Annotated in this window: 14 protein-coding genes; 1 reads left to right on the forward strand and 13 read right to left on the reverse strand. The window is 64.8% G+C overall.

The genetic code is table 11. The features are described from left to right. Positions 1 to 44: 44 nt before the first annotated feature. Complete coding sequence (locus NK8_RS00370; RefSeq protein WP_213226799.1) at positions 45 to 1,001, reverse strand: nitronate monooxygenase family protein; 957 nt, start codon at positions 999 to 1,001, stop codon at positions 45 to 47. A 204-nt stretch (positions 1,002 to 1,205) separates the two neighbouring features. Here NK8_RS00370 and NK8_RS00375 point away from each other — a divergent pair, with 204 nt between their 5' ends. Beyond that, entirely contained in the window at positions 1,206 to 2,096 is an 891-nt protein-coding gene (locus NK8_RS00375; protein WP_213226800.1) for an alpha/beta fold hydrolase, read from the forward strand. Positions 2,097 to 2,275: 179 nt separating this feature from the next. Here the strand turns inward: NK8_RS00375 and NK8_RS00380 are convergent, their stop codons facing one another. From NK8_RS00380 to NK8_RS00435, 12 genes are all read right to left on the reverse strand, one after another. Further along, positions 2,276 to 3,187: an MBL fold metallo-hydrolase gene (locus tag NK8_RS00380; RefSeq protein ID WP_213226801.1), complete on the reverse strand. Its 912-nt coding sequence runs from the start codon at positions 3,185 to 3,187 to the stop codon at positions 2,276 to 2,278. After that, complete coding sequence (locus tag NK8_RS00385; RefSeq protein ID WP_301549875.1) at positions 3,184 to 3,741, reverse strand: DUF1289 domain-containing protein; 558 nt, start codon at positions 3,739 to 3,741, stop codon at positions 3,184 to 3,186. Before NK8_RS00385 ends, NK8_RS00380 begins: the two co-directional genes overlap by 4 nt. Positions 3,742 to 3,776: 35 nt before the next feature. Beyond that, the gene (locus tag NK8_RS00390; protein WP_162064660.1) at positions 3,777 to 4,274 is read right to left on the reverse strand and encodes a YbaK/EbsC family protein; all 498 of its coding nucleotides are present in this window, start codon (positions 4,272 to 4,274) and stop codon (positions 3,777 to 3,779) included. A gap of 12 nt (positions 4,275 to 4,286) precedes the next feature. Then, entirely contained in the window at positions 4,287 to 5,210 is a 924-nt protein-coding gene (locus tag NK8_RS00395; RefSeq protein ID WP_213226803.1) for a hydroxymethylglutaryl-CoA lyase, read from the reverse strand. Between the two features lie 42 nt (positions 5,211 to 5,252). Further along, on the reverse strand, positions 5,253 to 6,194 hold the full coding sequence (locus NK8_RS00400) for a glyoxylate/hydroxypyruvate reductase A (protein ID WP_213226804.1): 942 nt from the start codon (positions 6,192 to 6,194) through the stop codon (positions 5,253 to 5,255). After that, positions 6,191 to 7,231: a biotin synthase BioB gene (gene bioB / locus NK8_RS00405; RefSeq protein WP_213226805.1), complete on the reverse strand. Its 1,041-nt coding sequence runs from the start codon at positions 7,229 to 7,231 to the stop codon at positions 6,191 to 6,193. The genes NK8_RS00400 and bioB overlap by 4 nt, the downstream gene beginning before the upstream one ends. A 4-nt stretch (positions 7,232 to 7,235) precedes the next feature. Next, complete coding sequence (bioD, locus tag NK8_RS00410; RefSeq protein WP_213226806.1) at positions 7,236 to 7,937, reverse strand: dethiobiotin synthase; 702 nt, start codon at positions 7,935 to 7,937, stop codon at positions 7,236 to 7,238. Beyond that, a complete protein-coding gene (gene bioF / locus NK8_RS00415) occupies positions 7,934 to 9,124 on the reverse strand; it encodes an 8-amino-7-oxononanoate synthase (RefSeq protein WP_213226807.1) in 1,191 nt (396 codons plus the stop codon). Before bioF ends, bioD begins: the two co-directional genes overlap by 4 nt. Further along, on the reverse strand, positions 9,121 to 10,431 hold the full coding sequence (locus tag NK8_RS00420; protein ID WP_213226808.1) for an adenosylmethionine--8-amino-7-oxononanoate transaminase: 1,311 nt from the start codon (positions 10,429 to 10,431) through the stop codon (positions 9,121 to 9,123). The genes bioF and NK8_RS00420 overlap by 4 nt, the downstream gene beginning before the upstream one ends. A 271-nt stretch (positions 10,432 to 10,702) precedes the next feature. Next, positions 10,703 to 11,959 (reverse strand): dienelactone hydrolase family protein, encoded by a 1,257-nt coding sequence (locus NK8_RS00425; protein ID WP_213226809.1) that lies wholly within the window; start codon positions 11,957 to 11,959, stop codon positions 10,703 to 10,705. A 324-nt stretch (positions 11,960 to 12,283) separates the two neighbouring features. After that, the gene (locus NK8_RS00430; RefSeq protein ID WP_213226810.1) at positions 12,284 to 12,703 is read right to left on the reverse strand and encodes a YchJ family protein; all 420 of its coding nucleotides are present in this window, start codon (positions 12,701 to 12,703) and stop codon (positions 12,284 to 12,286) included. Then, positions 12,700 to 13,308 (reverse strand): glutathione S-transferase family protein, encoded by a 609-nt coding sequence (locus NK8_RS00435; RefSeq protein ID WP_213226811.1) that lies wholly within the window; start codon positions 13,306 to 13,308, stop codon positions 12,700 to 12,702. Before NK8_RS00435 ends, NK8_RS00430 begins: the two co-directional genes overlap by 4 nt. Positions 13,309 to 13,320 lie beyond the last annotated feature (12 nt).

The raw sequence follows: 13,320 nt of genomic DNA on the forward strand, positions 1-13,320 counted from the left end.
ACCGCGCTTCGTGCGCGGTGTTTTTTTGCGGGCGTCGAAAATAATCAGCCGATCGCGAGGCGCGTCTTCGCGTCGTCGTACTCGCGCTTCAGGCGCTCAACCAGCTCCGCGACGCTCGGCGCGTCCTGCATCAGCCCGACGCCTTGCCCCGCGCCCCAGATGTCCTTCCACGCCTTCGCCTTGCTTTCGGCGAAGTTCATCGCGGTTTTGTCGGACTCGGGCAACGCGTCCGGATCGAGTCCCGCGTTGACGATGCTCTCGCGGATGTAATTGCCGTGCACGCCGGTGAAGAGGTTCGTGTAGACGATGTCGGCGGCCGTGGCATCGACGATCGCGCGCTTGTAGTTCTCCGGCGCGTGCGCTTCTTTCGTCGCGATGAAGCGCGTGCCCATATAGGCGAGGTCTGCGCCCATCGCCTGCGCGGCGAGAATCGAGCCGCCGTTGGCGATCGCGCCCGACAGCACGATCGGACCGTCGAACATGCGCCGCACTTCGCCGACGAGCGCGAACGGCGAGGTCGTGCCCGCGTGTCCGCCCGCGCCCGCCGCGACGAGAATCAGGCCGTCCACGCCCGCTTCGAGCGCCTTCTGCGCGTGCCGCAGATTGATGACGTCGTGCAGCACGATGCCGCCGTACGAATGCACCGCGTCGATCATCTCCCTGACCGGCGCGCGCAGGCTCGTGATGAAGATCGGCACCTTGTGCTCGACGCACACGCGCACGTCCTCTTCGAGCCGCGCATTCGACTGATGAACGATCTGATTGACCGCGATCGGTCCGATGACCGCATCGGGATTCGCCGCCTTGTGTTCGGCAAGCTCGCTTTGTATCTGGGTAAGCCATTCGTCGAGCATCCCGGCGGGGCGCGCGTTGAGCGCCGGAAACGAGCCGACGATGCCCGCCTTGCATTGCGCAAGCACGAGCTCCGGATAACTGACGATGAACATCGGCGAGCCGACGACGGGCAACGTGAGGTGCTGCAGGATGGCGGGCAGGGCCATGGCACGAATCTCCTGAGTGTGTCCGGGCAGCATTGAAAGCATTCTACGAACTGCCGACAGCGAACGATCGTTCGATTATAAGCAGCCCGTTGTTTTTGAGATATCCGCCATTTCCCGAGGGATTCTTCGGTTTTCGCGTTTGCAGGCGAGCGATCGCGCGCCCGCGCCTACAATGATCCGCAACGCCACGAACAAGAAAACACCATGTCCTTCGGAGACTACGAGCCGTTTCGCGTCGATGCGGGGGGCGTCGAGATCGTCGGGATGAAAGGCGGTGACGGGCCGCCGCTGCTCCTCATGCACGGTCATCCTCAAACGCACGAGATCTGGCACAAGTGCGCCGGCGATCTCGCGAAACACTTCACCGTCATCGCGACGGATCTGCGCGGCTACGGCGCATCGGCCAAGCCGAAGAGCGACGCGCGTCACACGCCGTATTCGAAGCGCGCGATGGCCGCCGATCAGGTCGCGGTGATGCGCCACTTCGGCTTCGAGCGCTTTCTCGTCTGCGCGCACGATCGCGGCGCGCGCGTCGCGCATCGCATGGCAATGGATTTCCCCGACGCCGTCGATCGCCTGATGCTGCTCGATATCGCGCCGACGCTCGCGATGTACGAAGCGACCGACCGCGCATTCGCGACCGCGTACTTCCACTGGTTCTTGCTGATTCAGCCGTCGCCGCTGCCGGAACTGCTGATCAGCGGCAATCCGAACGCCTATATCGACCGCGTGATGGGCAATCGGCACGCGGGTCTCGCGCCGTTCGCGCCGCACGCGTTGCAGGCGTACCGCGACGCGCTCGCGTCGCCCGGCGCGATCTTCGCGATGTGCGAGGACTATCGCGCGTCGGCGAGCATCGATCTGGAGCACGATCGCGCCGATCTGGAACGCGGTCTGAAAGTCGCATGTCCGCTGCGCGTGTTGTGGGGACAAGAAGGTGTGATCGAACGATGCTTCGATGCGCTCGACGAATGGCGGCGCGTCGCACGCGACGTGAGCGGCCGCGCGCTGCCGTGCGGACACTACATTCCCGAGGAACAGCCCGACCTGCTGCTTGCGGAAATGCTCGCCTTCTTCGAGGCCGATGCGCCCTGAAACCCGTGCCGGCATTGGGTCTTACGCGGGTTCAGGTGATCGTTAAAATTTTGTAGGGAAAGCACCGATGCACGTGAAATGGTGTCGCGTTACGATACGTTGGACGTTGATCACGTCCAATTGATTCTGCCGCTTGCCGTAGCTGACAAGCGGCTTTCTTTTTGTGCGCCCGGTTTGCTTCAGGCAGCCGACACGGTTTCGCCGCTCACCCTCACCGAGCCGCCGCGCGCCAGTTCCCCGACGATCTTTTCGATGAGCCTCCGAAGCTCGCCCGATGGCGCGAGCGCGTCGGCGGCGGCGCGCATCGCGCGGGCTTGCGCGGTCATCGTGACGAGCGCGTCGAGCGTCATCGCGCGGACTTCCATCAGCTTGAAGACGATCAGCACCTTGAGTGCGTTCTTCGCGTTGCGCGCGGGATCGGCCTGCAGGTAATCGAGCCGCGATGAAGCGACGTCGAGCGCGCGCCCGACGTCCGTGAATGGCGCGCCGTGGCCGGGAATCACGATATCGACATCGAGATGCGCGATCAGTTCGAGCACCGCGCGCTCTTCCGCGAAACCGCTCTCGCCTTCCAGTTCGGGAAAGATCACGCCGAAGCCGTTTTCCCACAGCGCGTCGGCGCTGATCAGCACGCGCATCTCCGGGCAATGCAGCATCAGCGAATGCGGATCGTGGCCGGGCGCGCCGAGCACGTTCCAGCGAAGACCGCCGAGCGCGAGCGTCGCGCCGTGTTCGATCGTGCCCGTGAAGGCGAAGCGGTCGCAGCGCTGGCCCGTTGCGCGGAACGTGAGCGCTTCTTCGTCCCAGTCGCGCACGGCGTGCGCTTCGCTCGCGGGAATCAGCGTGTCGCACTGATAGGCTCGCTGAAGCAGCGCGTTACCGCCGCAATGATCCGAATGCAGATGCGTGTTGACGATCAGATCGAGCTTGCGCGCGCCGAGCGTCCGCTGCACGAGTGCGAGCGTCTGCGGCGCGTGCGACGCGTAGCCCGTATCGATGATCGCGGTGCCTTCAGCGCTTGCGAACAGCACGTTGTTCGACGAGAGCCAGCCGCGCTCCAGCACCGTCATGGATTCCGGAAGCGCCTTCACGCGCGCGGCTCCTTCGGCATCACGACGATGGTCGCCGTCGCCTTCATCACTGTTTCGCCGAGCTGGTTGCGCGCGCCGCCTTCGAGCTTCACGAGATCGCCGTTCAGACTCGCTTTCCACTTCACTTCGGTTACGCGCCAGAACATCGTGAGCACGTCGTGCGCCTTCACCGCGCGCGTCAGCCGGATGCCGAATTCGAGGCCGAGCGGCTGCGCGTCGCGCGAGAAGTGCGCGGCGAGCATCGCCATCAGGTGCGCGGTCGGCTGCGTGCCCGACGCGATCAGCGACCCGAAGCGGCTCGCGCGCGCGTAGGCGTCGTCGTGATGCAAGGGGTTGAGATCGTTGACGAGCGTCGCGAAGTGCTTGATCGATTCGGGCGGCAGCGCGAGCGCCGCTTCGAACGATTCGCCGATGGTCACCACGCGCGCGCCCTGGCGACGGCTCTCGACGCGCGCGAGCACCGCGCGCTTTTCGTCAGCGTCGCAGGCAGCCCACGCGGCGATTTCGTCGATGGTGCGCAAACATCCGTCGCAAAAGCCCGTTTCCGGATTCATGCGGCAGACGTCCACGCACGGCGACGTCACGTCGGTCATGACTCGGCCGTTTCGCGCAGCGCGACATCGACGACCGGCGCGCCGGTCAACTCGATCAGCTCTTGCGGCGACAGATTGAACACCGCGTGCGGATGCCCGGCCGCGGCCCACAGACTTTCGAGCGCGAGCAGGTCTGCGTCGATCAGCGTGACGGGTTCGACCGCATGGCCGATCGGGCACACGCCGCCGATCGCGTAGCCGGTCTTCTCACGCACGAACTTCGCATCGGCGCGCGCCAGCGCGCCGACGCGCGCCGCGACCTTCGCTTCATCGACGCGATTCGCGCCGCTCGCGATCACGAGCACGGGCGTGTCGTCTTCCTTGCGGCGAAAGAGGATCGACTTGGCGATCTGCGCGACCGCGCAGCCGAGACCGGCTGCGGCCTCCGCCGAGGTCTTGCCGGTTTCGGGCAGCATCACGACGTCGTGCGGATGGCCGCGTTCCTTCAACAGAAGGGCGACGCGGCGCGCGGAATCGGGTAAATGGTCGGTCATCGTGTTCCCTTTTTATGCGCAGGCGGCCGCGCCGTCGCGCTTCTTCGTGAAGATTGCACGGCCCGCGCGCGACGAACTCGGCTTGCTGATCGCACGCGAAATGAAATCGCCGATATCGACGAGCTGATCCAGATCGATGCCCGTCTCGATGCCGAGCCCGTTCATCAGATAGACCACGTCTTCGGTCGCGACATTGCCCGTCGCGCCCTTCGCATACGGACAGCCGCCGAGCCCCGCCACCGATGCGTGGAAGATCTCGATGCCTTCGAGCAGCGCCGCATAGATATTGCCGATGGCCTGTCCGTAGGTATCGTGGAAGTGCCCGGAGAGCCGCTCGCGCGGAAACACTTTCTGCGCCGCTGCGAGCACTTCGCGCGTGCGTTTGGGCGTGCCGACGCCGATCGTATCGGCGATGTCGATCTCATCGCAGCCGAGCGCGTTCATGCGTTCGACCACATCCACCACCGATTCGATGCTCACTTCGCCCTGATACGGGCAGCCGAGCGCACAGGAGATGCTGCCGCGCAGCCGCATGCCCGCATCTTTCGCGGCCTTCGCGACCGGCTCGAAGCGCGCGATGCTCTCCGCGATGCTGCAGTTGATGTTCTTCTGCGAGAACGCCTCGCTGGCCGCGCCGAAGATCACGATTTCATCGGCTTTCGCTTCGAGCGCGCCTTCGAAACCGCGCAGGTTCGGCGTCAGCACCGAGTAGATCGTGCCCGGACGGCGCTCGATGCCGGCCATCACGGCGGCGGCGTCGGACATCTGCGGCACCCATTTGGGCGACACGAACGACGTCGACTCCACATTGACGATGCCCGCGCGCGCAAGCCGGTTCACCAGCTCGATCTTGGTTTCGGTGGGCACGAACTCCTTCTCGTTCTGCAGGCCGTCGCGCGGCCCGACTTCGACGATTTTCACTTTTGCCGGAATCATGGCTGTCTCCCTTTATATGCGATGCGATGCGATGCGATGCGTTCAGTACCCGCGCCTGAAATCGACGATGCCGCTGATCGGCTCGCCGCGCGCGAGCGCCCGGATCTTGCCGGCGATCTGCACGATGCTTTCCTCGCGCAGCGTTTCCGCCGAAATATGCGGCGTCACCGATACGCGCGGATGCGTCCAGAACGGATGATCCTGCGGCAGCGGTTCCGTGTGAAAGACGTCGAGTGTCGCGGCGGCGATCTGGCCGTTGTCGAGCGCGGCGATGAGATCCGTATCGACGAGATGCGGACCGCGCGCCACGTTCACCAGATACGCGCCGCGCGCGAGCTTCGCGAACGTGCGCGCGTTCAGAATGCCTTCGGTGTCGGGCGTGTGCGGCAACAGATTGATGAGCACCTTCACGCCGTCGAGAAATGAATCGAGCCGTTCCGGGCCCGCATGAACCTGCACGCCTTCGATCGTCTTCGGCGAGCGGCTGTAGCCACGCACGGGCACGCCGAGTTTCAGCAAGCCCTTTGCGACTTCGCCGCCCAGCACGCCGAGCCCGAGCACGCCGACGGTGAACGATTCACGCGCGTGCTGCGGCAGTTTTTCCCAGCGGCCTTCGCGTTGCAGCGCGTCGTATTCGTCGAAACGGCGCAGGTAGCGCAGCACGCAGTACGTCGCGTATTCGACCATCTGTTGCGCCATGCCGGTATCTTCCAGACGCACGAGCTTCGCGTTCGGCGGCAGCGTGCCGGGCTCCTTGCGCTCGACATCGAGGATCGCATCGACGCCCGCGCCGAGGTTGAACACCGCCTGCAAGTCCGGACGATTCGCGAACAGTTGGTGCGGCGCGCGCCAGATGATCGCGTAATCGGCGGGCGCGGTGTCGCCCGGCTCCCACACGCGCAGGTCCGCGTCCGGCAGCTCGCGCCGCAGGCCGCCGAGCCACGCGTCGAGATCGGCGCCTTTTTCGTAGAAGATGATTTTCATGCGTGGCCGTGCCCGCACGAGCGCTCAGTGCTTTCGACGCCGGTGTTCTGCGCCGACTCCGCGCGCATGCCCAGACGCTCGATCAGCTTGCGATCGGCTTCGGCCTGCGGGTTGCTCGTCGTCAAAAGCTGGTCGCCGTAGAAGATCGAATTCGCGCCGGCGGCGAAACACAGCGCCTGCAACGCTTCGTCCATCTGCTCGCGGCCGGCCGAGAGACGCACCATCGCCTTGGGCATCGTGATGCGCGCGACCGCGATCGTGCGCACGAACTCGAACGGATCGAGCGCCTCGACGCCGGTGAGCGGCGTGCCCGCGACCTGCACGAGATTGTTGATCGGCACCGATTCCGGATACGGCTCCATGTTCGCGAGTTGCGAGATCAGGCCCGCGCGCTCGCGCCGCGATTCGCCCATGCCGACGATCCCGCCGCAGCACACGTTGATACCGGCGTCGCGCACATGTTCGAGCGTGTCGAGGCGATCCTGATACGTGCGCGTCGAGATGATCTGGCCGTAGAACTCCGGCGACGTATCGAGGTTGTGGTTGTAGTAATCGAGGCCCGCATCGCGCAGTCCTTGCGCCTGATGCGCCTCCAGCATGCCGAGCGTCACGCAGGTTTCGAGGCCCATCGCCTTGACGCCGCGGATCATGTCCTTGATCGGCTCCAGATGGCGATCCTTCGGATTGCGCCACGCCGCGCCCATGCAGAAGCGCGTCGCGCCATTGCTCTTCGCGACCTCGGCAGCTTTCAGGACTTCGTCGACTTCCATCAGCTTTTCGGCCTTCAGGCCCGTGTCGTGATGCACCGACTGCGGACAGTACGCGCAGTCTTCCTCGCAGCCGCCGGTCTTGATCGACAGCAACGTGGAAAGCTGCACCGCGTTCGGATCGAAATGTTCGCGATGCACGGTCTGCGCGCGATACAGCAGATCGTTGAACGGCAAGTCGTACAGCGCGACGACATCGGCGACGCGCCAGCGCTGCATCGGTTGCGACGTGGTGTGAGCGGTCGGCTCAGCGGTGATTTGCTGTGTCATGAGGTCAATCCTTTTGATGAAGCGAGTCTGTCAGAACGTCGATGTCGAGCGAATCGGCGGCGCGCGACGCATCGGGCGAAGGGAGATGCGGAATCACGCCGATGAGCGGCGCCTTGATGCGTTGTTTCAGCGTTGCGATATTTTCGTCGGGATACAGCATAGCCGGATCGACGCGATTGGCGACCCAGCCCGCGAGCTTCAGTCCGCGCGCCTCGATGGCCTCCACGGTCAGAAGCGCGTGGCTGATGCAACCGAGCCGCATGCCGACCACCAGCACCACCGGCAGATTCAGCGCGAGCGCGAGATCGGCGGTGTCGTGCGTGTCGTCGAGCGGCACGCGAAAGCCGCCGACGCCTTCCACCACGACGATATCCGCCTGCGTCACGGCGAAGCGATGCGCCTCGACGATGCGCGCGATATCCAGCGCGATGCCCTCGCGCGCGGCGGCGATATGCGGCGCGATCGGCTCGCGCATCATGAACGGCGTGCGGATGTCGTTGGGCAGCGCGACGTTCGCGGCGGCGTCGAGCTGATCGGCGTCTTCGTTGTGCAGCACGCCGTCGCGCTCGATGGCGCCCGAGGCGATCGGCTTCATCGCGGCGGCGCGCAGGCCTGCGCGCGCGAAGCCATGCAGCAGCGCGGCGGAGACGAGCGTCTTGCCGATTTCCGTATCGGTGCCGGCGACGAATAGCGATAAAGCGTTCATAAAGTCTTCAGTGCGTGATCGAGGCGCGCGAGATCGTCCTCGCTGTGCGCGGCGGACAGCGAAATGCGCAGGCGCGAGGTGCCTTGCGGAACGGTCGGCGGACGGATGGCGGGCACCCAGAGGCCGTGCTTGTCGAGCGCGGCGGCGATCTCCAGCGTTTCATCGTTGCCGCCGATCACGAGCGGCTGCACGGCGGTATGCGAATCGACGGGCATCCAGCGCGTGCGCTTGAGCATCGCACGCGTGGTTTCAATGAGCGACGCGAGATGCGCGCGCCGTCGATCGCCTTCATCGCTCGCAATGACTTCGATGCTCTTCGACACGGCATGCGCTACCGCCGGCGGCGACGCTGTCGTGAAGATATACGGACGCGCGCGCTGCACCAGCCATTCGACGACGGTTTCATGCGCCGCGACGAACGCGCCCGCGACACCCGCCGCCTTGCCGAGCGTGCCGACATAGACGAGATGCGGCGAGCGCAGCGCGTAATGCGCCAACGCGCCGCGTCCTTGCGGGCCGAGCACGCCGAAGCCATGCGCGTCGTCGACGATGAGCCACGCGCCGTACTTCTCCGCAAGTTCGACGAGACGCGCGAGCGGCGCGATATCGCCGTCCATGCTGAACACGGTATCGGTGACGATGAGTTTGGTCGCTGCGCTGTCGCCCGAGGCGTCGAGCATCGCGTCGAGGGCGTCCATGTCGGCGTGCGGGTAGATCTGCGTTTCCGCGCGGGAAAGACGTACGCCGTCGATCAGGGACGCGTGGTTCAGCGCATCGGAGAACACGAGCGTGCCGCGTCCGGCGAGCGCGGTCACGATCGCGAGGTTCGCCATGTAGCCGGTGCTGAAGTAGAGCGCGCGCGGGTTGTCGACGAAACCGCCCGAGAACCCGGCGAGATCGTCTTCGAGTTGCGCGTGCGCGCGCGAATGGCCGCCGAGCAGATGCGAGCCGCCGCTGCCCGCGCCATACCGCGATGCGCCTTCCGCCAGCGCCGCGCGGATGCCTTCGTGCGCGGCGAGGCCGAGATAATCGTTGCTCGCAAAGCCGACGATCTCGCGGCCATCGACCGTCATGTGCGCGGAGCACGCGCTGTCGATGGTCTTGCGGCGGCGTCGCAGGCCGCGCGCGTCGATATCGGCGAGGCCTTGTTTCAGCGTTGCGTAGAGCGCTTGCGAGGAGTGCTTCATGCGGCGCCTCCGGCAAGCGTGACGTCGAGCGTCTCGCGCGTGCGCTGTGCGAGGAGCAGGAGTTCGTCGTCGGTGAGGATGTACGGCGGCATCATGTAGACCGTCGTGCCGATCGGGCGCATAAGCAGTTCGCGCTTCAGTGCGTTGGCGAAGAAGCGGCGCGAGAACGTCTTGTCGTCGATATCGACATCGAACGCGAAGATCGTGCCGCGTTCGCGCAGGTTCTTGACGCGCTCGTGCTTGCCGAAGTGCGCGTTCAACGCTTCGCGCAGCAACGCCGACTTGCGTCGATTCTCCGCCAGCACGTTCGCGCTTTCGAACAGATCGAGCGTCGCCAGCGCGGCGCGGCACGCGAGCGGATTGCCCGTGTACGAATGCGAGTGCAGGAAGCCGCGCGTGACGTCGTCGTCGTAGAACGCGGCGTAGATGGCGTTGCGGGTCAAGACGATCGACAGCGGCAGATAGCCGCCGCTGATGCCTTTCGACAGGCAGATGAAATCCGGCCAGATGCCGGCCTGCTCGCATGCGAAAAACGTACCGGTGCGCCCGCAGCCGACCGCGATTTCATCGGCGATCAGATGCACGCCGAATTCGTCGCACAACGCGCGCAATTGCGTCAGATACGACGCGTCGTACATCGCCATGCCGGCCGCGCACTGCACGAGCGGCTCGACGATGACGGCCGCGAGGCTCGGCGCGCGTTGCTCGAACAGCGCGCGCATCGCGGCGATGGCCGCATCGACGCCCGCCACGGCCGGCGATGCGACCACATGCGCGTGGCGGATCAGCGGGTCGTAGGCGTCCTTGAAGAGGGCGACATCGGTCACGCCGAGCGCGCCGATCGTTTCGCCGTGGTAGCTGTTCGCGAGGCAGGCGAATTCGCGTTTCTCGTCCTGTCCGCGATTGCGCCAGAAGTGAAAGCTCATCTTCAGCGCGATTTCGACCGCCGACGCGCCATCCGACGCGAAAAACGCGTGACCGAGCGTGCGCTGCGTAAGCGCCGAAAGACGCTCGGCCAGTTCGACGGCTGGGGCGTGCGTGCAGCCCGCGAGCATCGCGTGTTCGAGCGTGTCGAGCTGATCCTTCAGCGCGCGGTTGATGTCGTCGTTCGCGTGGCCGAAGAGATTGACCCACCACGAGCTGATCGCATCGAGATAGCGGTTGCCCTGCGGATCGTAGAGCCACGCGCCCTTGCCGCGCGCGATCGGCACGAGCGGCACGCGCTCGTGATGTTTCATCTGGGTGCACGGATGCCACACGGCCGCGAGCGAGCGGGCAACCCAGTCCTGATTGGCTTCTGTGTTCAAAAACGGCTCCCAAGCGCCTGGACGCTTGCGTTGCTGGGGAAAACTGCGCGAGTCAATTATCCCTAAAAGAGGCGCAAGCTTCCGTATTCGGAAGGTTTTTTGGCCATGCGTGCGCGCGCAATGGAAATGCGAAAACGCGCTATCGCACGTAACTTCGCGCATTTCGAAGCGTTGTCGTCGGATTGGCGCGGAAGATGCGGGCTCGGCAAAAGCGAACGCCGGCGCATGGCCGGCGTCTGAAGAAAGCAGGAAAAGCGGGAAAGGGCGCCGTTCAGCGCGACGCCGTCTGCGTCTCGGCAGCCTGATCGTTCCAGACGATGCGGTTGTTCACCGCGTAGAGTCGGCACGGATCCGCGCTTTGCTTCTGGCAGCTCGCGACCGCGACGGCCATCGGATCGTCGCCGCCTTCGGCCCAGGACCACGCGCCCGAATCCGACACCGCGAACGCGCGGCTCGAATACTGCGAGAGGAAGTTGCGATATCCGGCACGGCCGTTTTCATCGACGTAGGGGACGGCCTGAACCGAATCGAGATCCGCGAAGTTGGTCGCCTTCGGCATGCGCGGCTCGCTGACCTGATACTGCACGGACGTGGGCATGCCGATCTGCGCGAGGAAGGCTTTCACGCGCGGCCACCAGACCTGTACGCCGTCGCGGTCGCCGACCAGACGATGCGCGTCGTTCTTGTAGGTGCCGAAATCGACCATGTTCGCGCGCGCGCCGTGCGACGTGTACGCGGTGAACATCTGCGCGGACAGATCGCCTTGCCAGACCGAATCGTTGTCGCCGTAGAGCCACAGCGAGGGCAGGCGCACGTGTTCGCCGTAGGAGCCGAACGCGTTGACGAGATTCTTTTGCCAGCCCGCGCATTCGTCCTGACGCAGGCCGCCGGAGAAATTGATGAGGCCGCGCACGCCGGGCGCCGCGACGACATCGCGCGCGCCGTAGGCGATGGTCGTCAGGCCGCCATGCGAAGTGCCCGCCACGACGATATGCGTTTTGTCCACATACGACTGCCCGCTCATGTACGCGACGGTCGCGGCGACGTCCTGCGCCTGCGCGAAGCCATTCGCCTCGACGTTGCAGCCGTGGCCGGTGTAATCGCCGCCCGAGCCCGCGAAGCCGCGGCGATTCGGCACGACGACCACATAACCGTGACGCACGAATTCACGCGCGAGCGCGACCGGACGATTGCGCTGTTGCGCGTGCGAGTCGCCGGGGAGCTTGCCGTGATTGAAGACGATCATCGGGAACGGGCCGGCGCCGTCCGGCTTGAACACCGTGGTCTCGAGCGAGATGTCGGATTCGGGAATCTGGATGACGGCTTCGTTCAGACCATTCGCGACGGCGGGCAGGCCGGCGTCGAGCGAATCGGGAATCTGGGAAAGCGTCTGACCGAATGCGGGTGCCTGGAGACCTTCGGACTGACGCACGCCGCCGATCGGCTCGGCGCGCACGGCGGACGTGACGAGCGACGTCGCGAGCGCGCACACCATGCTGCATCCGACCAACCAGGTTCTGATCGCCATCCGTGAACTCCGACTGCGCATCCAATAGGGCGTTGAAACGGCGTGGCCCCATTTTTAAAGTCACAAACCTATCGCGCTGCTCGTGAAGAGCAGTATCGGCTGCGGGTTCCGGGAGTCATGCCCTGAAAAGGCATGACAATTGGCTTCAAAACGGGGCTTCGCTGCGAGTGTCCGGGCACGGGAATGACTGCGCCCTGACGTGAACAGAGATTACCCGTTCAAAATTGCACTGCACAATAAGTGGTACCCCGTAACTGTTTAATCTGAAAGGAAATTCTTAGGAAATTAATACCGCGTGTTACCGCATATTTTTTAAAGACATATTTACTTTTCTTTAATGTCGCCGTTGACGTAGATCCAGTTTCCGGCGGCATTGCGCGTGAAACGGCTGGCTTCATGCAGCCGATACGCCCGCCCACCGGACTTGTAGCGCGCGACGAACTCGACCTCCTCGTGATCGTCGTCGATGGGAGTATGGCGTTTGATCTGCAGGCCGAGCCAGCGCGTGTTCGCGTCGGAGGCGTCGAGATCGGGCGGGCAGGTCGATTCGGCCCACGTCGCGCGCAGGTACGCCGTGTCGCCGAGCACGTAGGCGGTGTAGCGCGAACGCATCAGTTGCATCGCGTTGGCGGGCTTTTCGCCGGCTTCGATGAAACGGCCGCAGCAGGCGTCGTAGCGCGGCGCGCGCGCATTCGGGCGCTGCTCAGGCGCGGCGCCGCCGCAGGGGCAATCCACCGGCTTCATTGATCGACGCCCGGCATCTCGACGTGGCGCGGCTGGCTGCGCACGCGTTCGAGCCACGCGCGGATCGCCGGATAGCGTGCCAGATCGACGTTCGCTTCATCCGCGACGTGCGTGTACGCGTAGAGCGCGATATCGGCGACGGTGTAGCGCTCGCCGACGAAAAACGTGCGGGTCGCGAGATGCTGCTCCATCACGTCGAGCGCGCGATAGGAACCGGCGATCCTGTCGGGCAGACGCGCGTCGTCGGGGCGCTTCTGGAATTGCAGGATGAAGCGCGCGACCGCGACGAACGGTTCGTGGCTGTACTGCTCGAAGAACATCCATTGCAGCACTTGCGCGCGTTCGAGCCGGTCGGTGGGCATGAGCGGCGAACCGTCGGCGAGATAGCAGAGGATCGCGTCGGATTCGGAGAGCGTGGTCTGGTCGTCGATCACGAGCACCGGAACCTTGCCGTTCGGATTGAGCCGCTTGAAGTCGTCGGTGCGGGTCGCGCCGTTCATCATGTCGACTTCATGCCACGCGTAAGGCAGGCCGAGTTGTTCGAGGACGAGGCGAACCTTGTAGCAGTTGCCCGATGCGGAAACGCCGTGTACCTGATAAGTCACATTCACTCCAGT

This window comes from Caballeronia sp. NK8 (assembly GCF_018408855.1).
GTDB lineage: Bacteria > Pseudomonadota > Gammaproteobacteria > Burkholderiales > Burkholderiaceae > Caballeronia.